We start from the raw sequence: 23,988 nt of genomic DNA, 5'->3' as shown, positions 1-23,988 counted from the left end.
GCCCACTTTATTATTACAGATAGGCAACTAATAATGCTCAATAATATAATATCATTTCGTCAAAATTTAATTTTGATGTCAGTCTCTTAATATATATTTAGATAATACAAACGTAATTGGTATGGTAATAATAAGTCCAGCAAATGGTGCGATAACAGATGAAATATGGAACCATTGTACAAATACATATAGTAAAATCGTTTGCATCCCCATATTTACTACTTGTGTTAATGGGAATTGAATGAATTTGCGCCATGTCGGTTTTACTTTATAAACAAAATAGCAATTTAGATAATAAGAAACTATAAAGCTAACAATAAATCCACTGATATGACTGACTAAATAATTTATATCAATTAACTTTAATAAAAATAAATAAACCACGTAATAATTAAAGGTGTTAATTCCACCAACAAGAATAAATTTTATAATTTCATACTGTGTCTTAGTTAAATGCATCAATTTTCTCCTTTGTGTGACAATCTAAAATGACCATACTACAATTAAACATAGCTTGTTTAACCAAGCTGAGATATGTGTAAAAATATATATTGCTTATAAATCAGTATTTTATCATAATATATTGTATTATATATTAAAAATAATATCTGGAACAGTACACGCATATTAAACATGCCATTTTGTCATTGCATTTATATTCACGTGTGCGATAATAATCTAGTTACTAAACATTCAATTTTTCTTTATCATAACGTAACTAAATGTGCTTAAAGGAGTACTATATATGGATAAAATTACGAATCGCCAACTACCATTGATGGTCATTATTATGTTGGGTATTATGACTACTTTTGGGCCCTTAACAATAGATATGTATGTTCCTTCACTTCCAAATGTACAGAGTGATTTTGGTACAACTACTTCACAAGTACAACTTACACTGTCATTTGCTATGATTGGACTTGCAATTGGGCAATTTACATTTGGGCCATTATCTGATGCATATGGTCGTAAAAAAATTGCATTACTCATTATTTCAATATACGTCATCGCTTCGTTAATAGCCGTATTTACAACATCACTATCGCTATTACTAGTAATACGCCTCATACAAGGGTTAACTGGAGGAGGCGCTATCGTCATTGCCAAAGCGTCCATTGGCGATCAGCATAAAGGAAAATCTCTAGCAAAAGGATTAGCCTCATTATTAGTTGTTAATGGAATTATCACTATTCTTGCACCTTTAATCGGCGGATATGCCTTAAGCGTTTCAAATTGGAAAGCAATATTCCTAATTTTAACCATTGTCAGCTTTGCAATTTTAATTTTTGCTTTTTTTAAAATGGAAGAAACAAGAGATGCTGATCTTACTAAACTTAACTTTGCCTTAATATTTAAAGACTTTGGGTATCTGCTAAAGAAACCTGCGTTTATCATTCCAATGCTATTACAAGGATTAACCTATGTAATGCTCTTTAGTTTTTCTTCTGCTGCACCGTTTATTACTCAGAAGATTTATGATATGACACCACAGCAATTTAGTATTTTATTTGCGTTAAATGGTATCGGCTTAATTATTACGAGTCAATTAACAGCGCTACTCGTAGAATATATCAATCGCTATTTTCTCCTTGTACTGCTAACATTAATACAAATTTCAGGTGTTGTGTTGATTCTTTTCGCACTTATACTCCATTTACCATTATGGGTATTAATCATCGCCTTTTTCCTTAATGTATGTCCTGTAACAGGAATTGGTCCATTAAGTTTCACATTAGCTATGGAATCTCGAACAGGCGGCAGTGGTAACGCATCAAGCTTGCTTGGACTATTCCAATTTATATTAGGTGGAATTATGTCTCCTCTTGTTGGTTTAAAAGGTGAATACAGTGTTATGCCTTATCTCATCATCCTAGTTATTACTACTATATTAATTATTTTATTAGAAGTGCTATTAAAATCTATCATGATTAAGCGAAATGCGTAATCTCTAAAATTTTAGTATCTAAGAGTAATAAACATCACTCTAATAGTGGTAAGAAAACCGATTAACGAGTCAAAAATGACTAAGATAGAAAAAATTATATTAAGTGCGATTTCTTTCCTAATCATCTTTAATGGGACAGGTATACAAAATCAATTTTTAAAATTTTTGATTTGTAACCTGTCCCTATTTTAATTAAATTTTTACTTTTAGTTTAAACAATTGGTAACCAAATTTCTGTAATATAATCCTCTGCTCTAATTTCCCCTTCTTTATAAAACTCAAAAAATGGCGCATTTCGTAATTCATAATCTAATGTTGGTAAAATATGTCTATTAATAGATTCCATTGCATTTTTTATAGAACCTGGGACTGGTCCCTCAGCATCAAATACGAGGTATCTACCACTTGCTAATTCTGTTTGATGCCAAATTTCATTATCTTCATCACTCGTAACACCTATTAAATAATGCATTTCCCCGTTATCCAGTGGTTTACATACTCCTAATAGACCTGGTAAATGTTCATTACTTAATTTTAATAAGTCATGTTTTTTACCACTTTCATCAAAATCCATCCAGAACATAAAAATATTTTCTTGTGCTTTTTGTCCTGTGGCATATTCTCTTTTTTCTCCTAGTACAGATAACGTTGGTAGTGTTTCTATTCTATGTTTCATATGTAATTCCCCACCTTTTTTTATGCTATTATAACCAAAATAGCTCAATAATATCTATTCCAAACTATTGCTATAATACTTAAGCATCTTAATAGGCAACTTTTAAAAATAGCTATATAATAAATACAATGTAAAATTGCTTCATTTTTTGCATTGAAGTACAAATCATTAGGGAGAGCATCATCATGAAATTAAATATATTACCCGTTAAACCAATTAGTCAATTATTTCCAATACCAATGATTATGGGCTGTGAAGGTGTATCCACAGCAATGATGTTACAATTCAATCAGCATAAAATACCCGCCACTCAAATAATGAGATATTGGCCTAAACATAAAAACAACCCTTATAAAGGTTACGTAGGGCATCACTTATGGATTAAATTGGGACATCATCAAACTATTTTCCCTTCTGCTCTTGTCCCACATCTCAAACAATATGACAAAAAAATCATAGATAGTACTGGTCAGTCTTTAACTGAATTATGTACAGTTTTAGACAATGGTCAACCCGTAGTTATTTATCATACTGTGCTCGGGCAACGACCTTTGCGTCGTACTTATAAATTAGATAATCAGCCTACTAAGTTAGTATCTAATATTCATGTTACTTTACTTATTGGTTATGATGACGATCATTATTATTACATCGATCCACTTTGGTCTCACATAGGAAAATTAATTGTATTTCCGGCATTAATACCTAATAAATATCAAGTAATAAAAATTAAAAAATCCAAGTTAGCACAAAGTTATGACGCACCCGGCCGTCTAAGTTTTCATATTCAGCCATAACTATTTTTACTTTGCCTTATCAAAAATGAATCACTTATCAAATAGTCGTATTAGGCGCTACTACAAATAATTACAGTAAATCTAAATAATAAAGAAGCGACCATTTCATAATGATGGCCGCTTCTTTCATTATATGTTAATTGTATATAAAGCATGATTAATTTCTTGTGCTATATTATTAGAACGCCATTCCCTTTGATAACCAAGACACGAGCAAATATATGTTATCCCCCGTTCTTCAAAAGCATTTCTAAAATGAACATGTCCCATAATGCTATATCGAATATCATATTGCTGGTAAATCTGATCAAAATCAGACGTCCCAATAAAAGCATTAAAATAATCAAATATTCTATGCGGCATCGGCACAGCAAACCTAGGGTGTGTCACAATATGAGTCATTAAAATAATACGCTTATTTTTCACTTGTTCCATATCTTTAATTGTTTGCTTTGCTGCAATTGACGATAGCTTTCTATCTTCCATAGGCCAATCTATTTTGACTTTGTCTTGCCAAGTTGCACCGTAATATTTTCTACGAGCAATGCGCTCAAGGGAAAATTCTGAACTTGCATACGTATAATCATACCAACCTGTATTACCAACAATTGCCCATGAATCATTGAGATGATAAGGATTCCCTATCAAACACGCTTCCATATTCATATAGTAATCTAAAATTTCAGCGGACGATGCATCCGTATCTGTAGCCCAAAAATCATGATTTCCTGGGATAAATAATATTTTTATATGTGATTGCGTCTCTACATCATCGACAAACCGATGCGTTAATTTATAGTTATTAGAAATATCTCCTGCAATAAGCAAGAGTTCTATTCTTTGTTTTTGTATAGCATTTACTAATTCGTTTGTATAATCTTCTGGAGTTAACTTCTTGTGACGATCAATATGCAAATCTGATATGACACCTATTTTCATTACTATCACAATCCTCTATTATCTTAACAGCTCTATTATGACACATTTGTATATTCATTTTTAAATCATGCGCCTATAAATTAATTAACTATTGAAGTCTATTATATTTCCAAAAAATTACTATCTATGCTTTTGTGATAATGGTAATATAAAACAATCAAAAAAATAAGGAGTAAGTATGTTATTATTAGAAGCTTTTTTAATATTTATTATAGCAGTAATTATAAGTTCAATTATACATAACAAGTTTCCAAAGATACCTATGGCTTTCATTCAGATTGGGTTAGGTGTTTGTTTATATATTCTCCCAATCCCTTTACACTTTGAATTTGAACCAGAAGTGTTTATGATGGCTGTGATTGCCCCATTACTATTTGTTGAGGGTACACATGTATCACGATCTAAACTGTTAGAATATCGCAAACCTATTATTTTAATGGCGATGGCGTTAGTATTTACAACTGTTATAGGTGTAGGTTATTTTATTGGATGGATTTGGCCTGAGTTACCAATGCCTGCTGCCTTCGCAATAGCAGCCATTTTATGCCCAACAGATGCAGTAGCTGTACAAGCTATTACTAAAGGAAAAATATTACCTAAAGGTGCATTAACTATTTTAGAAGGTGAGTCGTTATTAAATGATGCTGCTGGTATTATCTCTTTCAAAATTGCTGTTACAGCACTTATTACTGGTGCATTTTCTACATTCGATGCCATAGAACAATTTATTATTTCAACTATTCTAGGCATATTAATAGGTGCAATTTTTGGCTTTATGATTGTACGACTACGTGTTTATCTATCTATGCATAAAGGTCTTAAAGATGGTAATACAATGATCTTCATTCAATTATTAACACCTTTCGTCGTTTATTTCATATCCGAAATGTTACACGCATCAGGGATTATTGCAGTTGTAGTAGCTGGTTTAATACATGGATTCGAACGTGAACGATTGATTCGTGCTCAAACCGAACTACAAATGAACTATAACCAGATATGGAGTACATTAAGTTATGTACTTAAAGGCTTTGTCTTTGTCGTATTAGGTTATATTGTACCTGAAGTTGTTTCTGCAATTTTCAAAGACGAACCACAGAACATTATATTCTTGATTATTACAACCTTATTAATTGCACTAGCTATTTATGTTTTTCGTTTTATCTGGGTCTTTATGTTATTCAAACAATTTTACTATCCAAATAACATTCAATCTTATCTTAATGACCAATATGAAGTGCCACCAAAACGTGCACACTACGCCTTCATTATGACAATGTGTGGCATTCACGGTACAATTTCTCTATCTATGGCATTAACATTACCTACATTATTAGCACAACAACAACCCTTTATTTATAAAAATGATTTACTATTTATTGCTTCATTAATGGTAATTATTAGTTTAGTCATGGCTCAAATCGTGCTACCTATTATTACACCTTCGGAAGAGAAATCAACCTCATCGACTATGAGCTATGCGGTTGCCAAAATTTATATAGTACAACATGTTATTAAACATTTTAAAACAAAGTCTAAAGCACACACATCAACAAATTATAGTACCGTTATTTCTGATTATTTTGATGAACTATTCTTTCTGCTGCAGATGACGCCAGAGGAAAATAATGCTAAGGAAGTCAAGCGACTAGAAACAATTGCTAGTGAAACAGAGACCGAAACGTTAGAACGTTTAGTAACTCAAAATAAAGTTGACCGTCAAACGATTTTGAACTATCGCTCAGCTATAGAAACATCAAGACAATTTAAGGAATCATCAGCTGTCCATAAATTTAAAGTTGTTATTAAAATGTTAATCTTAAGATGGAGAGCAAAGAAACATGTAGAAAGTACACAATTAAAACAATTTAAATCAAATTTTCAAGAAGTGAAGAAAGTTATGCGTATCGTACATCATAATGTTGCACTGCGTTTAAAAGAAGAACAAACGAATGAAAACGTATTAGAAATAAACATTGTTTTAAACCAGTATTACAACAGACTTCACAGAATTAGAAGAAATCGTAATAAACAAAATGAGACACCAGATACAATTACTGAAGCACATAAGTTAGAAGGATTATACGCAGAGAGAACTTATCTTGATGAACTAATCCAAAATAAGCAAATAGATGAACATGTTGCTGCACAAGTCAGAGAACATATTAATTATAATGAGATCATCTTAACTTCAAAATAAAACCACTGTCACTACACCTTATTTCACGTTGGGGTAGTGACTTTTTTTACATTATTGCAATATAAAATATGAAGGTAACTTTATATTTTTAAAACCTTAAAATCACATTCAAATTGTGTTAAGTTATATTTATTAATACATTAATTGGAGGAAATATATTATGTGTTGGAAAGGGCTTATTATATTATTAGTCCCCCTATTTTTAACTGGTTGTGATTATTCTAAAGATGAAGCTGTGAGTAGTTTATTTCATTCAATTTTTGTCCATCCCATCGACATATTGTTACATGGTTTTGGGCATTTATACAGAGATAATTATGGTTTAGCAATCATCACAATCGTGTTACTAATAAGATTATTTTTACTTCCTTTTATGCTTGCCCAAGTAAAAAATATGCATATGATGCGCGAAAAAAACAAAATTCTCCAACCACAAATTGATGATTTGAGAAACAAAATTAAAATTGCGAATTCACAAGAAGAAAAAAACGAAGCACAAAAATCACTAATGGATTTTTATAAACAATATGATATTAATCCTTTAAAAAATGTTCTAGGATGTTTGCCTATAATGATTCAATTACCTATATTATTAGGTTTAATTATTACTTTAAAGTATCCTACTGGAGATGGTATTGATCGTTATCCAAACTTTTTGTGGTTCAACTTAACTGAACCTAATCTTTGGATTTCACTAATTGCAGCAATAGTATATTTCTTCCAGCCATTAGTGAATGCATGTCATTACCCTAAAGACCAAAGAAAAACACACTATGTATTGATGGTTTTATCACCTATTTTCATCACATATATTTCACTATATTCTGCTGCAGCACTTGGGTTATATTGGACCGTTGGAGGATTATTTTTAATTATTCAAATGCATTTTGCACATTCTTATTATGGTAAACTTGCACGCAACAAAGCAATGCATCTTCAAGATGAGTTAGATGAGCGTAAATTTACTTAAATGCATCTTAAAACTTTGTTATTTGGTCACTTAATATTTTGCTTTTTATAATTATTTTGAATTGAAAAATTTCTTTTTTTAAAATAATGATGCTATAATAACATCAATTTAGTTAGCAAGGGGGCATTCTATGGATTTTACAATTAGAGCGTTGACGGAGGAAGATCGTCATGGTAAAGCCAATGTCCATTACGAGAGTTGGTTAAAAACATATAATCATATTTCTGAAAACGACTATCTAGAAAACCTTGATAAAGAACAATTTATCAAGAAGTCCTCTATACACGATTTTCCTACCTTAGTTGCAACTGTTAAGGATGAGATTGTAGGATTTATCACTTATGGTAAAACAAAATCTATTTCAGAATCTGACAATTGGAGTGAAATATACGCGTTGTATCTTTTAGAAGCATACCAACGACATATGATTGGCTATGCTTTAACACAGAGAGCGCTAGAACTGTCTTACCCAGATAACGTAACACTCTGGGTTGTAGAAGAAAATACTAACGCCATTAATTTCTACGAACAAGTTGGATTTAAAAAAACACCCTATAAACAACCTACTTTCTTCGGCAAAACATATAACGAAATCCGCATGGACTACACACGTACTGAACATGATAATTAAATTCAACTCAAATAAAAAGGGCTAGGAAATCTTGTCTTAAAGATCTCGTAGCCCTTTGTTTATATTATTCAATGGAATTTATTAACTTTTACTTTAATGTGTTTCTCCAAGTGCTACTTTAATATCTTCGTCAGACTCAATGATAGCTTCTAAAGCAGCATTTAATCCTTTCCGAATTGTTTCTACAGACATTGAAGGTTTTTCGGGTTTATCTACAACTTGCTCAGGTATAAAAGGTACATGAATAAAGCCGAATTTTATATGAGGAAATTGCGTTGCATGTAAGTAACCTAATTGATACAAAATATGATTACATACAAAAGTTCCAGCCGTGTTAGATAAACGTGCAGGCACACCATTCGCTTTAATAGCTTCAGTCATACGTTTTACAGGTAAATTAGAAAAATATGCCGGCGCCCCATCTTGTTGGATACATTCATCAATCGGTTGTTGACCTTCATTATCCGCTATTCGTGCATCATCAATGTTAATACCAACACGCTCTGGTGTTAATTCAAACCTTCCGCCAGCTTGTCCAATTGCTAGCACAATATCATAATCATATTGTTTCATACTTGCTTCTAGTACATGCTTACTCTTATGAAAGACGGTTGGTATTTCTAACTTATCTATCGTATGTCCTTCAATATTATCAGGTAATTGTTTCACCGCTTCTAATGCAGGATTAATTTCTTCTCCACCAAATGGATCAAATCCAGTTATTAAGATTCTCATTTTTAAAACGCCCCTTTTTAATTGAAATCAGTTAAAACGCCCATACATACATTAAGCCAATATGTATTACTATAAGTATAAGTGCAATCGGTGCTTGTGCTTTGATAACACCAAATTCTTGTTTCATTTCCAACAATGCTACCGGCAATGTATTGAAATTAGCTGCCATCGGTGTTAGTAGAGTGCCACAGAATCCACCAGTCATAGCTAGTGCACCTGCGATAACAGGATCTCCACCTTGTGCGATGACGAACGGAATACCAATGCTTGCAGTAATTACTGTAAAGGCTGCAAAAGCATTACCCATTAACATAGTAAAAAATACCATACCTAATATATATGCAGCTGCACCTACCAAGTGATTTCCTTCAGGTAATATCGATGAAATACCTTTCGATATGACATCTCCAACTCCACTTACTGTAAATAATACCCCTAAAGCAGCTAAAAATTGAGGTAATATACCCACAGTACCAATTTGTTGTGTTAGTCGATCACTATCATAAAATACATATTTTATTTTAGGTTTAATTACTATATATGCAGCTATTAACCCTAATATAGAAGAAACACCTAAACCTATTGCGCCACCTAAAGGGGTCCAATTTGAAACAGCTATCGCCGCAATTGCTAAGATAACAGCTGGAATAAATAGCTTATTTCCATATTTTCGAGCACCATGCACCCCTTCTTCTTCAGTTACATCGACAATATTATTAATTGTCACTTGTTTAAATAAAGTCAGTATCCCCATGATTAAAATAAATAAACCATTAATTACATTTGGAATATACGGACCAACAATAAATGTTGCAGCTAGCAAAATCCAAAATAATGCTGTGCCATATTTCTTTTTATGTGTAGAAGATTTCAAAATTCGAAACGCAGTGTATAGTAATTGTAAACCTATTAAAATATAAAAAACTTCTAAGATATTATTTAATACTTGTTCACTCATCACGTTTCACCTGCTTTGAGTCATATTTTTTATCTAAATATTTATCAAATCTTATATTATTAAGCCAGACAAGCACTAATACAATTAGTGCTATGGGTACTGAAGCCAACACTAATTCAATTGCATCTACTTTAATGCCTAATGATTGAAATGTCCCTACCATTAATAAAACCCCTGCAGCACCAACGAATAAGTTTTGTCCAAAGAAGTTTCCATAGTTTTCCATTGCAGAAGTTTGTGCCTTTATCTTTTCAATGTCTGATTCATCAACTTCATCGTCTTTCAAATTATATCTAGTTTTTAACGCACCTTGAACCATTGGATTAATCAGTGGACGCACAAATTGAGGATGACCACCGATTCGTATTGAAGCCACGCCAGCTATTTCTCTAATTAATAAATATATTGTCATCAGACGCCCACTTGTAACTCGTTTCACCTTTCCTATCATGTTAGAAGCTTGTTTTTTTAAACCGAATCGTTCGATCAAACCGACCATCGGTAACGTTAATATAAATAATGTAACTAAACGATTATCAACAAACGCCTTACCTAGTGTTTCTAAAATGGAATAAAAATCTAACCCAGATACGATACCAGTAACAACAGCAGCAATTAAAATTACTGCAATCGTATCAATCTTAAACAGGAACCCCAATATAATAATTAGAATACCAATTAACTTTAACCATTCCATAAAACCCCTCCTTATGCCTACATTATAATTTTAAATTTTCTAAATACAATAAAAATTATCAAAAATTCAATGGTTTATAACCTTTTGTCATAATTATAGTAATTTTAAATATTACTAATAGAAAAAGGGCAACACACATAAGTGTATCGCCCGATAATCCCGTTGAAAGAATAGTGACTTGTGTAAATCAATGGCTAATAACCATTTATCCAACTTGCCCTCTATTTTTTCTAACTTCACATAATTTTTAATTTAAATAGCAGAGAAAATAAAATTATAACCATTTCAATTCTGAATCAGCTACATTACGTGATGGTAATAATGTTTCTACCACAAGAATAATTGTACATATTAATGAAATAATATTTAATGATACTGCAACGCTATTAATTTGAATAATATCAAAGGTAATATTAACAAATATAGATAGTACAATTAATATGATTGCTGTTGCACGTTTTCTACCGGCATCATAAAACCTGCGCAATGTAATGGTAAACATAGGTATGATTATCGCAAGAGCAAATATACCTACAAAAGCTGATAATATTGCCGCTACAATAAAATTACCTGTAATAAAGCAAATGATACCGATGAGCGCAATGATAAATATACTAATGATATGAATTAATACCGGTGTCCAAAATTCTAGTCTATTTGATTTGCCATTAAAATCTATATATTTTCTCCAAAAATCTTTGTATGCCTCTAGCATGTGCTTACCACTCCATTTTCTTCTTGTGGAACTTTTAAAGTACATATCTTTACTGATATATCATAATACCCTATTTTTCAAAACTTATACTAAAAATATTAGTAAATTTAAAAACATTATATCAAGTAATTACTTATTTTGTTTTAAATATATGACTTTACGATACGAGTTAATACAAATGGTAATTCTACAAATGCACTATTCTTATGTAGTCTTTCACTCAATTTATGTGCATCTTTACCGATTGGTCCGCAGAGTATGGTTGGCGCACTAATAACTTGTATTGCTTCAAAAGGAATCGAATAAGTTTGATTAAAATTAGGCGCGTTTTGCTGATAAGTAACTATTTGAGACATGTCGCCTGAAAAATTTAAATAGCTACTATCACTAATACCATTAAAATAATGAACACGTTCACTTTTACGTTGAAATTGTTCTTGTAAAGTTTGGCGAACCAATTCAATAGTTTGCTCAACTTTTGCATCATAAGACGTATTAACTGCAGGATAATATGGTGTTGCAAAAAAAGTCACGACCGCAGGCGCAATATTTCTACAGATTTGCATTAATCTATCTGTTACTTTAATACTTTGTAAATGTAGATCTTTAGTTTGTTGTATCACTTCTGCTATTTCTTTATTTATAAATGCTTCACCATGATGTTTAATCGCATATGTTTTCAATTGTTCAAATGTTAGTACGTTAATTTTAGTATCAAAAGGAATATCTTCACTTTCTAAAATCGATAACCAATCACTTTCACAGCGTTCTGTTGCTTTAATAACTGTATCTATAAATTGCCTATATAAGTCAGCAGGTCTCTGTTTGAAAAGGAACATATTAAATAATGCCATTGTTCTAAATGGTGTTTGTACATCATATGTTTGCTTAATATCTTTTGTCATTAATGAAACAGGCAAAGGTGTCGTTTCATTTTCAAATGTTTCTTTAAACTCATCATTATATTCTATCGCTTGATTAATATAACTCATCATAAAGTTAGAACTTAATCCATCCATTGGGTTTCCTACATGCGTTTCTTTTCCATAACATAATACACCTGGCATTATTTTCCCAATAGAGCCAGAGTATATATAATGATGTTCATCTGCGCTAGCTTGTTGGAAAGTAGGTTCACTATTTAAATGAAGCTGAATATCTAGCTGATGTTGTTGTTTTAGTCTAGCAATCGTCTCTACAGCTTTGCGCATACCTGAAGAATTCACTTCTTCATCTGGTACAGTGACTAAAATCAAATTAATATCCCATGCTTCAATACTTGCTTGTTCTATTAAAGATAAATGCAACATTAAACCTGCTTTCATATCCATTACACCACGACCAAATAAATATGTATCACGATTTAAATCTTCAATGGCATCTTCACTGAGGTAACTACTATTATCTTTAAATATTTCCTTTAATGCATCAGGATCAAAAGCATGCTCACTATATGAGCCAAAATCTTCTACACCAACTGTATCAAAATGACTGATTAGTACGATTGTCTTTTTAGAAGTAGGTGCCTGATAAAAAGCTACAACAGCTTCTTTTTTATCTTCAGTAGCTTCAAGTAATATTTGAGATTGATGCTGTTGAAAATACTCCAATTTTAATAGCAGATTCTTTACAAAATTAGGAAATGTAATCTCACCTTGAGTACTAGTAACTGTTTCATGTTTAACTAAACTTTTTAATAAATTCAATCTATCTTCATAAGTTTGCCATAGTTGCTGTGCCATATAACCCCTCCTCATGCAAACGCTTACTTAATTATAATATGTTTTTTATTCCATAAGCAATATATTCCCGTGAAAAGCTTTTTAAAATTAATACTCCTCCGCTTAATATAATATGAACAACAAAAAATAAAAAACGGAATTACGCAATCAATATTATAAATTGACTTCGTAACCCCGTTTCGACAATAAAAAATTATAATTTAAAGTTCTATAGATTTACATTAATTATTAAATTGATTTTTTGGTACTAATATGAGTACTGCTAAAAATGCGATAATCGCTAATGCTGCATTGAACCACAATCCCATCATTGCTCCTACTTGTATATTAGATACTACAGTCATAACAGTAAAGATAGTACCAGATAATGCGACACCAAATGAATTTCCTAATGATGATGCCATTTTATACACACCAGATGCAACGCCTACTTTATCTTCTGGCGCAGTTGATACTGCTGTATCTGTCGATGGTGTTGCATACATACCTAATCCCATACCATAGATTAAATAACCTATTATACACACTACAATATAAGCTGGTGTAGGTAAAAACGTAAATGAAATTAAAATAATACCAATAGCATTAAGTGCTGCACCAATTAGCATTGGTCTTCTTGGACCAATCTTTTGTAACACTTTTTCTCCGACTCTAATCATTACAAGTACCGCTACTAAATACGTAATAGACATGACTCCAGACTGGAAAGAACTAAAATGTAATCCAGATTGGAAATACGTATTAGCAACAATAAGTGTCCCTGCTACTGCATTTAATAAAAAGTTGGAAATTGTAGCACCACTATAACCTTTATGTTTAAATAGTTTAAAATCTATAAGTGGATTTTTAACTTTGCCTTCATAATATAAAAAACAAAGTGCTGAAATCACAAACACAACAATTAGTGTCATGATAAATGGCGAGAAAAGCCCATAATTCGATGATTCTGTGATAATCAAATTAATACTTAGCATTCCAATAATTAAAATAATAAGGCCTACTATATCAAATTTAGCTTTTTTTGTTTCTTCTGTTTGTATAGCTTTTGTTTCTGGAGTATGTCTCATTAAGTACATTGCCATTAATGCTACAATAATTGAAATAATGAATATTGATCTCCAACCAATAAAGGTAGACATTACACCACCAAATAATGAACAAACTCCAGTCCCTCCCCAAGAACCGATTGACCAATAACTCAATGCCCGTTGACGCCGACTACCAATATAATATTCATTGATAATAGCCAAAGTTGAAGGCATAATACATGCTGCAGATAATCCTTGAATCGCACGACCAACAACAAGTAATGGCATAAATCCTGGTATTATGATTAATAACGAACCAACAATACTTAATATTAATCCGATATAGGTCATTTTCACCCTGCCATATCTATCAGCAAGTCCTCCTGTTCCTACTACAAATAAACCACATAATAATGCAGTTAAACTCACAGCCACATTTATTGTTCCATAATTAGTATCAAATGATGATTCTAAATCTGGAATAATATTTACTAATGATTGTGCAAACAACCAAAATGTAATAACTCCTAAGAAAATACCTACAAGAAGTTTATTATCTCCTTCAAACGAATGTGTTGATTCCATATGCTTTTTTCCTCCTATTTTCCCGTAAACACATAGATCACATTTCAAAAAAGGTATACACGCCTTTAACGCTATCTTCCTTACAAACTGAAAAACCGCTAAAAAAGTCTATATCTATTTCAAAAATAATCTTTTAAGATGCAATTGACTTAAAATTCCGTAATAATTATATACAATTAATTTTATATTAATATCTACATTTTTTACAAATCCTTTTAAAAGCCAATATTAATAAAATAACACTTCACTCGCAATAATGCTAAAGAACTGCGTCAATTATGTATTTATTTACATAGAGAGTAATTTGATTCTCCTACTCTAATCACTGGTATGATGGGTCTTTAGGATATAATCTAAATAAAATAATTCACATAAAACTCATAGTTTTATAAAATTCTGTATAATCAACCATGACAAACTAATTAAAAAAGGTGAAATCATGTTAAATTTATTTATCTTATTATTAGAACGTGTTGGTTTAATTATACTGATTGCATATATTTTAATGAATATTAATCATTTTAAATCAATGATGAATGACCGAGAAAAGCGACGTTCACAATGGCAACTGATTATCATATTCGGTTGTTTCTCTATGCTTTCAAACTTTACCGGAGTACAAATTCGTGGTGATGAAATTATTAACGGCACGGTCTATAATCATTTGAGTCCTGATGCGTCGTTAGCTAACACACGCGTATTAACAATTGGAGTATCTGGGTTAATTGGTGGCCCTTTCGTCGCCTTAGCTGTATCACTAATTTCAGGCATTTATCGTGTCTATATCGGAGGTGCAGATGCATACATATATTTAATTTCTTCAATTATTATTGCACTTGTTTCTGGTTATTTTGGTCATAAAGCTATGCGAGCTAACAGATATCCAACAATTGTAAAAGGCGCGCTCATCGGTGGTGCTACAGAAATTATTCAGATGCTTTGCATTTTAGTATTTTCCGATAATACTTTACACGCATGGACGTTAGTAAAACTTATTGCCTTACCTATGATTTCCATTAATTCAATAGGTACAGCTATATTTTTATCAATCATCCTTTCTACGATTAAGAAAGAAGAAGAAACCCGTGCAATCCAAACTCATGATGTCTTACAATTGGCTAACCAAACATTGCCTTATTTCCGTTCAGGTTTAAATGAGCAATCTGCTAAACAAGCTGCTGAAATTATTTTAAATTTAATGCGAGTTTCAGCCGTTGCTATTACAAATCGTAAAGATATATTAACCCACGTTGGTGTTGCAAGTAATCATCACGTTGCACAAAAAACAATTATTACAGATTTATCAAAAATTGCTATTCAAACTGGCACTTTAAAAGAAGCATATTCAAGTAAAGAAATTGGTTGTAACCACCCTGGCTGTCCGTTAGAGGCTGCTATTGTTGTGCCATTATATGTAAAAAATGAAGTCGTTGGTACACTAAAACTCTATTTTACTAACAAGCATGACGTTAACTTTTCAGATAAACAGCTAGCAACAGGACTGGCAGATATATTTTCTAGCCAACTTGAACTGGGTCAAGCTGAAACGCAAAATGCGTTAATAAGAGATGCTGAGATTAAGTCGCTCCAAGCTCAAGTCAATCCTCACTTTTTCTTTAACTCAATTAACACTATTTCGGCATTAGTACGAATCGATAGCGAAAAAGCACGAGAATTATTATTACAACTCAGTCAATTTTTCCGTTCAAACTTACAAGGTACACGTAATAACACTATTTCTTTAGAAAAAGAATTACAGCAGGTTGAGGCTTATTTATCATTAGAACAAGCGCGTTATCCAGATCGATTTAATGTTAGTTTTGATATCGATGATTCAAGCTATGGTGCTTTAGTCCCCCCTTTTGCAATTCAAATACTTGTTGAAAATGCAATTAAACATGCATTTAAAAATAGAAAATATGATAACAATATTATTGTAAAAGCCCACCAAAATAACTACGGATTAAATATTTCTGTCTCAGATAATGGACAAGGCATACCAGTAAATAAACTTGATAAAATTGGAAAAACTAGTGTTTATTCAGAATCTGGTACAGGAAGTGCGTTAGAAAATTTAAATCAAAGATTAGATGGTTTATTTGGCTATAAAGCTAAACTTCAATTTGAATCAAATAAACAAGGTACAAAAGTAAGTTGCACAATTCCGCATCACACTACAGAGGAGGGATAAATATGAAAGCAATTATCGTAGATGATGAACCGCTAGCACGTAATGAACTACACTATTTATTAAATAAGATTCGTTCTTTTGACTTAATTAAAGAAGCCGAAAATATCTCTGAAACTTTAGAATTATTACTTTATGATAACTACGACGTTATTTTTTTAGACATTAATTTAATGGATGAAAGCGGTCTTGATTTAGCCAATAAAATCAAAAAAATGAAGCATCGCCCTTTGATTATTTTCGCAACTGCACATGACACTTTTGCAGTAAAAGCGTTTGAATTAGATGCTATTGACTATATTTTGAAACCATTTGAACAACAAAGAATCGCACAAGCTATCCATAAAGTTGAACAAGTGCTTCACCCAAATATTGAAAAACAAAATTTTATAAATAATGATAATAACCCTAATGATTCACATAACAAACTTGAAAATACGCCCAACGTACTCCCTATAGAAGTTAACGAGCGTATTCATATTATCAATTTAGATGATATTATCGCAATTTCCGTCAATAATGGGGTCACAACAATTAATACAACGCTTGATGAATTTGATACTTCTGAACCACTGAATTATTACGAAAAAAAATTAGATACTACTCAATTTATGAGAATTCATCGTGCCACTTTAATTAACAAAACACATATTCAAACAATTGAGCATTGGTTTAACTATACCTATCAATTAACCATGACCAATCAATTAAAATTCCAAGTAAGTCGCTCTTACATGAAACCATTTAAACAAGACATGGGACTATCTTGATTTTCAAGTTCTAATTTATGCATTTCGGAGTCAAAGTCTAGTAAGTCGCTCGCGAATCCAACAAAAGTAATCGCTTTCATTTTATAATTAACCCAAGATCAATACGGGAGGAACTTTAATTATGGAAGCAAACAAACAACAAAATACAGAACAAACTCAACATTCAAAAACATATAATTTTTTCCATCAAGCACTTGTAATTGCTATTATTATGCTTATTTCAAATATTATCGAAAGTTTCATGCCAATTCCTATGCCCGCTTCAGTTATAGGTCTTGTGCTACTATTTATAGCACTATGTACAGGTGTTATTAAACTTGGTCAAGTCGAGAAAGTCGGTACAACGTTAACAAACAATATTGGTTTCCTATTTGTACCAGCAGGTGTATCAGTTATTAATTCACTAGGCATTTTAAGTACGAGCCCTATCCTGATTATTTTATTAATCATTATTTCAACACTCTTATTATTATTATGTACAGGATTCTTTGCTCAAATGCTTATAACTAAATCCTTTATTCCAAGAAAAAGACTACAAAAACAACTTGCGGAGGATAAATTATGATTGAACATTTAGCTATTAACACGACTTATTTCGGTATCTTACTTTCACTGATACCATTTATTATTGCTACATTTTTATTTAAAAAAACTAATGGTTTTTTCTTATTCACACCGTTATTTGTAAGTATGGTAGTAGGTATAGCATTTCTAAAATTAACTGGTATAGATTATGCAAATTACAAAATAGGTGGCGACATCATTAATTTCTTCCTAGAACCAGCAACTATATGTTTTGCTATTCCTTTATATAAAAAACGTGATGTTTTAAAAAAATACTGGAAACAAGTATTAGGCGGTATTACATTAGGTACTACGGCAGCTCTAATTTGCATTTACTTAATAGCTGAAGCATTCCAATTTTCTAATGGCATTATTGCATCTATGTTACCTCAAGGTGCGACAACTGCTATCGCACTACCTGTTTCAGCAGATATCGGCGGAATTAAAGAATTAACTTCATTAGCTGTTATATTAAATGGCGTAATTATTTACGCACTCGGCACAAAGTTAATCAAATTATTTAATATTACTAATCCTATCGCGCGTGGCCTTGCGCTTGGCACAAGTGGTCATTCTTTGGGTGTTTCTTCAGCTCAAGAGTTTGGTGAAACCGAAGCTTCAATGGCATCTATTTCATTAGTTATTGTCGGTGTGATTGTAGTAGTTGTTGCTCCAATTCTTGCAACAATTTTACTTTAAAGAAAATATATTGTAATGACAATTAGCCTTTGTCTCATCGTTTGTACGTTCAATCTTTTCAAAATAAAACCACCTCAATCATTTTTATGATTGAGGTGGTTTTTTATTTATGATAAATCATTATTATAATTTATTATTTATCCTATGAACCATTCAATTGCACGTTTTACTGCCTTGTCCCAATAAGCATAATCATGCTTACCAGGTCCATCTTCAAATTGATAAGGGACATTTTGTTTGTCCAAATATGCTATAAATTGCTTATTATCTTCGTAGAGTTGATCTTCTGTTCCACACATAATAAGTAACTCTGGTATTACTTTGCTTTCAGCTACTGCTTGATCGACTAAATAATACGGATCAAGTTCTGTGTCCTGTGTCATTTTGTCTACACCTGCAATTGCTTGGCCTGAAAAGTCGTTCCAATCAATGTCTATAAAGGATTGTGCATTAAATACAGATGATAATGGGCAAGCTTTAGCAAAACGATGGCCTTGTATTAAGGCATATTTTATCGTTCCATATCCTCCCATAGAATGCCCAGCAATAAAGTTATCTTCTCTCTTCTGTGATAACGGTAAGATTTGATGTGCATAGTCTAATACTTCTAATACATAATCAAAGTATTTATGACCAAATTTCATATTACTATAACCACTATGGTCAGCATTAGGCATAATAACTGCAATTTGATGGTCATTTGCATAACGTTCAATGCTTGTATAGCGCATATAAGATGTTTCATCACTCGATAAGCCATGTAACAATAACATTGTCTTTAATTGTTTTGGCTCTGTCTCCGTATTAAAATAGCTAACATCTTCAGGTAAAATTGCTATAAATGAATGATTCATACCAATGGTTTTGGATTTGTAATTTATCGTTAACAACGCCATATGACTTCACTACTTTCATTACTGATTAATACCCTGAGGTCTATGCTTTTGTTTCTTCTGTGTTCTATTCGTGGGGTCTAATCGTTTTTCTAATAATCTTAATACAACATCTATTAAAATTGCAATTAATGCGATAGGTATGGCACCAGCTAAAATAAATGTCGTGCCATCTGTAGCATTTGTTCCACGAATTACAATGTCACCTAATGTCGGTGCACCAATGAATGATCCAACAGCGACAACTCCAATAGCTACGACAAGTGCAATTCTGAGTCCGCCTAAGATAACAGATAAAGCTAATGGTAACTCTATCATGCGTAAGACTTGGTTGCGTGTCATACCCATACCTTTACCAGCATCTTTAATATTTTCATCTACGCCCACGATACCTGTAAAAGTATTTTTAATAATTGGTAATAAAGCGTATAAGAATACCGTTACTACTACAGTCGTTGGCCCTAGACCCATAACTAACATCAAAATAGCAAGCATCGCTATAACAGGTACGGTTTGTATAATATTCGCTATCGTAATAATCGTCCATGACAGTTTCTTATATCTAGCTATAATAATACCTAATGGGATACCTACAATAGCTGCAAATAACACACCATACACAGACATAAGTAAATGTTTAATAAATAAATCCCAAAGGTAGCCAAAGTTTACTGAATAATATTCGACTAATTGCTGTAATAAATTACCCTCCATTAGTTTTGACCACCCTTCTTATCATTTTCAAAATAGTTATGTTTTTTCAAGAAGTTTTCTGCAACAACTGCCGGCTCTTTGCCCTTACCATCAGCTTGATAATTAAGCTCTTGCATTTCACTTGTTGAAATCGTATTCTCTAACTTATTTATAATCGGTTTTAACTCAGGATATTTATCTAATAATTCATTTGTAGCTACCGAACTAGCTGCATAAGGTGGGAAAAAGCGTCTATCATCTTTCAATACTTTTAAATCATATGCCGCAATTCTACCATCTGTTGAATATCCTACTGCTACATCAAGGTTTTTAGAATTTAAAGCATCATATACTAAACCAATTTGCATCGGTCTAACAGTATTAAATTTAAAACCATACTCTTTCGTAAACCCTGGATAACCATCGCCTTCACGATTTAACCATGAACTATCGACGCCTAGTTTTAATTCATCACTATGTGCTTTCAAATCAGATACTGTTTCCAAGTTATATTTTTTAGCTGTTTCTTTTGTAACCATAAACGCATATGTATTTGCAAAACCATACGAGTTAAAGAATGTTTGATTAAACTTCTCTTGGAAACCATCTTGGGTAACTTCCATTGCTTTTTTTGGATCTTTAATAGGATCTTCATTTAATGCACCTGTTAAGTCTGTACCATTGTAACGAGCCCCAGACATATTAGCATCACCATTTACAAGAGCGTTGTGTTGAATTGTACTTGATCCTAAGTTATTTATTAATGTTGGTTTAATCTTTCCATCTGTATCATGTTCTATTAAAAGTCTCAGCATATGAGACATAATTTGTGATTCACTCGTCGCAAGCGCTGTAATCTTGACTTCGTTGTCTGAGCTATTTCCACCTAAACCGGGTAAACTACATCCAGATAACACCGTCAGACACAGTACAAGCGCGATACAATACTGTTTCAATCGTTTCATAATGTCCTCCTTAATTTATCTGGATACTTTTAATCCTTTTGGCACTGCCCATTTTTCAACTAACGATAGTAATAAATCAACAATTAATGCCAATGCTGTGACAAGCACTGCAGCACTTACAATCATCAATGGATCGTATAAGTTTAATCCATTAAATACAAAGTCACCTAAACCGCCGGCACCGACATAACTTGCAAGTGTGGCCCAGCTGATTACATAAACTGATGATAATCTAATACCACCTAAAATCAGCGGTAAGGCTAATGGCAATTCTACGTCTTTCATTAATTGAAAACGAGTCATCCCCATACTTATCGCCGCTTCTTTAATATTACTATCGATATTTTTAACACCTAATACAGTATTATTTAATATTGGTAAAAGTACATAGATAAATAAAGCGATGATTGCTGGTAATTTTCCCACACCAAAAATTGGTATCATGACTGCAAGTACAGCTAATGTAGGAATCGTTTGTAGTACACCAGCAACTGTAAGCACAATATTTGAAGTTCGTTTCATCTTGGATAGAATTATGCCTAATGGCACAGCTACTACAATGGCAATCAACAAAGCGATCATTGAGATATAAAAGTGTTCTACTGTTTTAGAAATCAGTTGACCACCATATTGCTCTATGAATTGTTTCATTATATATCAGCTCCTACATTATCGGCCTCTACAATTGCAGCTTCAGTAGCGCTAACATCCTCATCTAATTCTCCCCAAATGCTGTCATAAACGATATCTACTAAGTTGGCTCTCGTTACTAATCCAATCAATGTTTTGCCATCACTATCCACTACTGGCACATTTCTTACATTTCTCTTAAGGATTGTACGAACAGAGTCTTGTAACTTACTGTCTATTCTCACTCTATAAATATCACGTTGCATCATATCAATAAGGTCTTTATTTGTTCTTAAACCTTGATTGATATCTTCAATATCTAAATAACCTAATAATCTGCTATTATTACCTACTACAAAAATAGTATCGACACGACGTGCTCTCATAATTTCTACCGCTTCATTCAATGTACTATCTGCATGTACTGTCACTGGTTTAATCATCGCATCTTTAACCGTACGCATGTTAGGTCTATCTTGTATCAATCTATTTTGACCAATAAAGTCACGTACAAAGTCGTTAGCTGGGTGACGTAAAATATTGTCAGGTGTGTCATATTGAATCACTTGACCTTCTGACATAATACAAATTTTGTCGGCTAGCTTAATCGCCTCATCCATATCATGCGTGACAAATATAAATGTTTTACCTAGTTTTTGTTGTAACTCTTTAACTAAATCTTGTAGCGTATCTCTAGTAATTGGATCCAATGCCCCAAAAGGCTCGTCCATCAGAATAACATCTTGCTCAGCTGCTAATGCTCTAACAACACCAATACGCTGTTGTTGACCACCAGAAAGTTGCGATGGGTATCTATCTAAAAATTCTTCAGGTAAGTCGACTAATTTAATTAATTCTTTTGCCTTTTTTTCTTTTTTTTCTTGTGACCATTTCAACAATTTAGGTACTAAAACAATATTTTCTCTAATAGTCATATGTGGCATCAATCCGATTTGTTGAATAACGTAACCAATTTTTCTACGTAATTCTACTGGGTTCATCTTTCGAACATCTTTGCCATTAATTGTAATTTGTCCCTCAGTCGCTTCTATCATTCTATTTATCATTCTTAAGGCAGTTGTTTTACCACTACCACTCGTACCAATAAATGCTATAAATTCACCAGATTCAACCTCTAATGAAATATTATCCACAGCTTTTTTACCGCCGCCATAAACTTTAGATAAGTTTTTAATACTTAACATGGGTCAGTTCCTTTCTATGTACATATTCAATTTCAACTATTTCCTAATAAATTTAGGGCTACTTGTGGATGTTATACAAATCCTAAAATAAGTAAAAACATGAGCACATATAGCCCTAATTTATTCATGTTTCGCTAAATACATATAAATAAATAGTCATTTTTTCGTAGATGTTTTATCAACCTATATATAACAAGATACATCAATTAATAAAATTAAACAATTTATAATGATGAATTTTGTTTCTCAATACATTCAAAAATCGTTTTATTCAATAGCCTAAAATTTATTTTCGTTTAATCCCAATATGATGGCCAAGTTCTTCAGGTTGATGTTGGATCGATGCTATATCTGCATAAAATTCAACTGATTTTCTAATAGTTTCTGGAAATGGCTTTGGTTTATTAGATTCAGTATCCATCCCCATTAACATCACTTCATATGTCGCACATCTGTCATTTCGCTCATTATTTAATGTCATAAATACGTGTAAGCGCTTTGCATCAAAATCAAACAACTCTACTGTGACAGTGATAGACTCATTTACTTTTATTTCTTTTAAATACATCACGTGATTTTCAAGTGTGAATATTGTATATTTCAATTGTTCGATTGCTTGTAAATCTAACCCCAAAGTAGCTAACCACGCGTCTGTTGCATCGCTGAATACACGATTATACTCAGCATCATTCATATGACCATTATGATCTACCCAAATTTGTTTTACTGTTGTTGTATATTCAAATAGTGATTGAGTCAT

Annotated in this window: 24 protein-coding genes; 9 read left to right on the top strand and 15 right to left on the bottom strand. The window is 32.2% G+C overall.

From position 1 onward, the window contains the following. Positions 1–78: 78 nt before the first annotated feature. On the bottom strand, positions 79–459 hold the full coding sequence (locus ACM591_RS03705; RefSeq protein ID WP_029378340.1) for a GtrA family protein: 381 nt from the start codon (positions 457–459) through the stop codon (positions 79–81). Positions 460–745: 286 nt separating this feature from the next. On the opposite strand from ACM591_RS03705, the gene ACM591_RS03700 reads away from it, so the two are divergent. Further along, positions 746–1,948 (top strand): multidrug effflux MFS transporter, encoded by a 1,203-nt coding sequence (locus ACM591_RS03700; protein WP_038679086.1) that lies wholly within the window; start codon positions 746–748, stop codon positions 1,946–1,948. Between the two features lie 211 nt (positions 1,949–2,159). Here ACM591_RS03700 and ACM591_RS03695 read toward each other — a convergent pair whose 3' ends face one another. Beyond that, positions 2,160–2,624 (bottom strand): GyrI-like domain-containing protein, encoded by a 465-nt coding sequence (locus ACM591_RS03695; protein ID WP_038679088.1) that lies wholly within the window; start codon positions 2,622–2,624, stop codon positions 2,160–2,162. 185 nt (positions 2,625–2,809) lie between these two features. On the opposite strand from ACM591_RS03695, the gene ACM591_RS03690 reads away from it, so the two are divergent. Further along, on the top strand, positions 2,810–3,421 hold the full coding sequence (locus ACM591_RS03690; RefSeq protein ID WP_038679090.1) for a C39 family peptidase: 612 nt from the start codon (positions 2,810–2,812) through the stop codon (positions 3,419–3,421). Positions 3,422–3,550: 129 nt separating this feature from the next. On the opposite strand, the gene ACM591_RS03685 is transcribed toward ACM591_RS03690, so the two are convergent. Then, complete coding sequence (locus tag ACM591_RS03685; protein WP_038679092.1) at positions 3,551–4,360, bottom strand: metallophosphoesterase; 810 nt, start codon at positions 4,358–4,360, stop codon at positions 3,551–3,553. 178 nt (positions 4,361–4,538) lie between these two features. Between ACM591_RS03685 and ACM591_RS03680 the strand changes: the two genes are divergently transcribed. The 3 genes from ACM591_RS03680 to ACM591_RS03670 all read left to right on the top strand — a co-directional run bounded on the left by ACM591_RS03680 (position 4,539) and on the right by ACM591_RS03670 (position 8,161). After that, positions 4,539–6,560, top strand: a complete 2,022-nt coding sequence (locus tag ACM591_RS03680) for a cation:proton antiporter (protein WP_418354428.1) — start codon at positions 4,539–4,541, stop codon at positions 6,558–6,560. Between the two features lie 160 nt (positions 6,561–6,720). Continuing rightward, positions 6,721–7,530 (top strand): membrane protein insertase YidC, encoded by an 810-nt coding sequence (yidC, locus tag ACM591_RS03675; RefSeq protein ID WP_069796927.1) that lies wholly within the window; start codon positions 6,721–6,723, stop codon positions 7,528–7,530. 130 nt (positions 7,531–7,660) lie between these two features. Continuing rightward, positions 7,661–8,161 (top strand): GNAT family N-acetyltransferase, encoded by a 501-nt coding sequence (locus ACM591_RS03670; RefSeq protein WP_058625873.1) that lies wholly within the window; start codon positions 7,661–7,663, stop codon positions 8,159–8,161. Between the two features lie 93 nt (positions 8,162–8,254). On the opposite strand, the gene pcp is transcribed toward ACM591_RS03670, so the two are convergent. From pcp to ACM591_RS03640, 6 genes are all read right to left on the bottom strand, one after another. Continuing rightward, positions 8,255–8,896: a pyroglutamyl-peptidase I gene (gene pcp, locus ACM591_RS03665; protein WP_029378332.1), complete on the bottom strand. Its 642-nt coding sequence runs from the start codon at positions 8,894–8,896 to the stop codon at positions 8,255–8,257. Between the two features lie 31 nt (positions 8,897–8,927). Further along, complete coding sequence (locus tag ACM591_RS03660; RefSeq protein ID WP_029378331.1) at positions 8,928–9,854, bottom strand: DUF979 domain-containing protein; 927 nt, start codon at positions 9,852–9,854, stop codon at positions 8,928–8,930. After that, on the bottom strand, positions 9,847–10,551 hold the full coding sequence (locus ACM591_RS03655) for a DUF969 domain-containing protein (RefSeq protein WP_029378330.1): 705 nt from the start codon (positions 10,549–10,551) through the stop codon (positions 9,847–9,849). The genes ACM591_RS03660 and ACM591_RS03655 overlap by 8 nt, the downstream gene beginning before the upstream one ends. Before the next feature lie 274 nt (positions 10,552–10,825). Further along, positions 10,826–11,266: a DUF805 domain-containing protein gene (locus ACM591_RS03650; protein ID WP_029378329.1), complete on the bottom strand. Its 441-nt coding sequence runs from the start codon at positions 11,264–11,266 to the stop codon at positions 10,826–10,828. Positions 11,267–11,409: 143 nt separating this feature from the next. Then, positions 11,410–13,008, bottom strand: coding sequence for a M20/M25/M40 family metallo-hydrolase (locus ACM591_RS03645; protein WP_058625876.1), 1,599 nt, complete (start codon positions 13,006–13,008; stop codon positions 11,410–11,412). 221 nt (positions 13,009–13,229) lie between these two features. Continuing rightward, entirely contained in the window at positions 13,230–14,621 is a 1,392-nt protein-coding gene (locus ACM591_RS03640; protein WP_058625877.1) for an MFS transporter, read from the bottom strand. A gap of 439 nt (positions 14,622–15,060) precedes the next feature. Here ACM591_RS03640 and ACM591_RS03635 point away from each other — a divergent pair, with 439 nt between their 5' ends. The 4 genes from ACM591_RS03635 (at position 15,061) to lrgB (ending at position 18,842) form a co-directional block, all read left to right on the top strand. Continuing rightward, entirely contained in the window at positions 15,061–16,812 is a 1,752-nt protein-coding gene (locus ACM591_RS03635; RefSeq protein ID WP_038679101.1) for a sensor histidine kinase, read from the top strand. Between the two features lie 2 nt (positions 16,813–16,814). Continuing rightward, entirely contained in the window at positions 16,815–17,579 is a 765-nt protein-coding gene (locus tag ACM591_RS03630) for a response regulator transcription factor LytR (RefSeq protein ID WP_029378325.1), read from the top strand. 121 nt (positions 17,580–17,700) lie between these two features. After that, positions 17,701–18,144 (top strand): antiholin-like murein hydrolase modulator LrgA, encoded by a 444-nt coding sequence (gene lrgA, locus ACM591_RS03625; RefSeq protein ID WP_029378324.1) that lies wholly within the window; start codon positions 17,701–17,703, stop codon positions 18,142–18,144. Continuing rightward, positions 18,141–18,842 (top strand): antiholin-like protein LrgB, encoded by a 702-nt coding sequence (lrgB, locus tag ACM591_RS03620; protein ID WP_418354427.1) that lies wholly within the window; start codon positions 18,141–18,143, stop codon positions 18,840–18,842. Before lrgA ends, lrgB begins: the two co-directional genes overlap by 4 nt. A 137-nt stretch (positions 18,843–18,979) precedes the next feature. Here lrgB and ACM591_RS03615 read toward each other — a convergent pair whose 3' ends face one another. From ACM591_RS03615 to ACM591_RS03590, 6 genes are all read right to left on the bottom strand, one after another. Beyond that, positions 18,980–19,738, bottom strand: coding sequence for an alpha/beta hydrolase (locus ACM591_RS03615; RefSeq protein ID WP_418354426.1), 759 nt, complete (start codon positions 19,736–19,738; stop codon positions 18,980–18,982). An 18-nt stretch (positions 19,739–19,756) separates the two neighbouring features. Beyond that, on the bottom strand, positions 19,757–20,449 hold the full coding sequence (locus tag ACM591_RS03610) for an ABC transporter permease (protein ID WP_029378321.1): 693 nt from the start codon (positions 20,447–20,449) through the stop codon (positions 19,757–19,759). Further along, positions 20,449–21,393 (bottom strand): osmoprotectant ABC transporter substrate-binding protein, encoded by a 945-nt coding sequence (locus tag ACM591_RS03605; RefSeq protein ID WP_029378320.1) that lies wholly within the window; start codon positions 21,391–21,393, stop codon positions 20,449–20,451. Before ACM591_RS03605 ends, ACM591_RS03610 begins: the two co-directional genes overlap by 1 nt. A 15-nt stretch (positions 21,394–21,408) precedes the next feature. After that, entirely contained in the window at positions 21,409–22,044 is a 636-nt protein-coding gene (locus tag ACM591_RS03600) for an ABC transporter permease (RefSeq protein ID WP_017722793.1), read from the bottom strand. Continuing rightward, a complete protein-coding gene (locus ACM591_RS03595; RefSeq protein ID WP_029378319.1) occupies positions 22,044–23,228 on the bottom strand; it encodes a betaine/proline/choline family ABC transporter ATP-binding protein in 1,185 nt (394 codons plus the stop codon). The genes ACM591_RS03600 and ACM591_RS03595 overlap by 1 nt, the downstream gene beginning before the upstream one ends. Positions 23,229–23,514: 286 nt before the next feature. Continuing rightward, positions 23,515–23,988 carry a thioesterase family protein gene (locus ACM591_RS03590; protein ID WP_029378318.1) on the bottom strand — a complete coding sequence of 158 codons (474 nt, stop codon included), beginning with the start codon at positions 23,986–23,988 and terminating at the stop codon, positions 23,515–23,517.

Origin of the sequence: Staphylococcus sp. Ze2 (genome assembly GCF_048568365.1) — a bacterium.
In the GTDB taxonomy this organism is placed as follows: domain Bacteria; phylum Bacillota; class Bacilli; order Staphylococcales; family Staphylococcaceae; genus Staphylococcus; species Staphylococcus xylosus.
This window is presented reverse-complemented; position numbering and strand designations above follow the sequence as displayed.

Bases quoted from the DNA above. Each gene is read 5' to 3' on its own strand.
- ACM591_RS03705 (WP_029378340.1), bottom strand. From the start codon at position 459: ATGCATTTAACTAAGACACAGTATGAAATTATAAAATTTATTCTTGTT.
- ACM591_RS03700 (WP_038679086.1), top strand. From the start codon at position 746: ATGGATAAAATTACGAATCGCCAACTACCATTGATGGTCATTATTATG.
- ACM591_RS03695 (WP_038679088.1), bottom strand. From the start codon at position 2,624: ATGAAACATAGAATAGAAACACTACCAACGTTATCTGTACTAGGAGAA.
- ACM591_RS03690 (WP_038679090.1), top strand. From the start codon at position 2,810: ATGAAATTAAATATATTACCCGTTAAACCAATTAGTCAATTATTTCCA.
- ACM591_RS03685 (WP_038679092.1), bottom strand. From the start codon at position 4,360: ATGAAAATAGGTGTCATATCAGATTTGCATATTGATCGTCACAAGAAG.
- ACM591_RS03680 (WP_418354428.1), top strand. From the start codon at position 4,539: ATGTTATTATTAGAAGCTTTTTTAATATTTATTATAGCAGTAATTATA.
- yidC (WP_069796927.1), top strand. From the start codon at position 6,721: ATGTGTTGGAAAGGGCTTATTATATTATTAGTCCCCCTATTTTTAACT.
- ACM591_RS03670 (WP_058625873.1), top strand. From the start codon at position 7,661: ATGGATTTTACAATTAGAGCGTTGACGGAGGAAGATCGTCATGGTAAA.
- pcp (WP_029378332.1), bottom strand. From the start codon at position 8,896: ATGAGAATCTTAATAACTGGATTTGATCCATTTGGTGGAGAAGAAATT.
- ACM591_RS03660 (WP_029378331.1), bottom strand. From the start codon at position 9,854: ATGAGTGAACAAGTATTAAATAATATCTTAGAAGTTTTTTATATTTTA.
- ACM591_RS03655 (WP_029378330.1), bottom strand. From the start codon at position 10,551: ATGGAATGGTTAAAGTTAATTGGTATTCTAATTATTATATTGGGGTTC.
- ACM591_RS03650 (WP_029378329.1), bottom strand. From the start codon at position 11,266: ATGCTAGAGGCATACAAAGATTTTTGGAGAAAATATATAGATTTTAAT.
- ACM591_RS03645 (WP_058625876.1), bottom strand. From the start codon at position 13,008: ATGGCACAGCAACTATGGCAAACTTATGAAGATAGATTGAATTTATTA.
- ACM591_RS03640 (WP_058625877.1), bottom strand. From the start codon at position 14,621: ATGGAATCAACACATTCGTTTGAAGGAGATAATAAACTTCTTGTAGGT.
- ACM591_RS03635 (WP_038679101.1), top strand. From the start codon at position 15,061: ATGTTAAATTTATTTATCTTATTATTAGAACGTGTTGGTTTAATTATA.
- ACM591_RS03630 (WP_029378325.1), top strand. From the start codon at position 16,815: ATGAAAGCAATTATCGTAGATGATGAACCGCTAGCACGTAATGAACTA.
- lrgA (WP_029378324.1), top strand. From the start codon at position 17,701: ATGGAAGCAAACAAACAACAAAATACAGAACAAACTCAACATTCAAAA.
- lrgB (WP_418354427.1), top strand. From the start codon at position 18,141: ATGATTGAACATTTAGCTATTAACACGACTTATTTCGGTATCTTACTT.
- ACM591_RS03615 (WP_418354426.1), bottom strand. From the start codon at position 19,738: ATGGCGTTGTTAACGATAAATTACAAATCCAAAACCATTGGTATGAAT.
- ACM591_RS03610 (WP_029378321.1), bottom strand. From the start codon at position 20,449: ATGGAGGGTAATTTATTACAGCAATTAGTCGAATATTATTCAGTAAAC.
- ACM591_RS03605 (WP_029378320.1), bottom strand. From the start codon at position 21,393: ATGAAACGATTGAAACAGTATTGTATCGCGCTTGTACTGTGTCTGACG.
- ACM591_RS03600 (WP_017722793.1), bottom strand. From the start codon at position 22,044: ATGAAACAATTCATAGAGCAATATGGTGGTCAACTGATTTCTAAAACA.
- ACM591_RS03595 (WP_029378319.1), bottom strand. From the start codon at position 23,228: ATGTTAAGTATTAAAAACTTATCTAAAGTTTATGGCGGCGGTAAAAAA.
- ACM591_RS03590 (WP_029378318.1), bottom strand. From the start codon at position 23,988: ATGACTCAATCACTATTTGAATATACAACAACAGTAAAACAAATTTGG.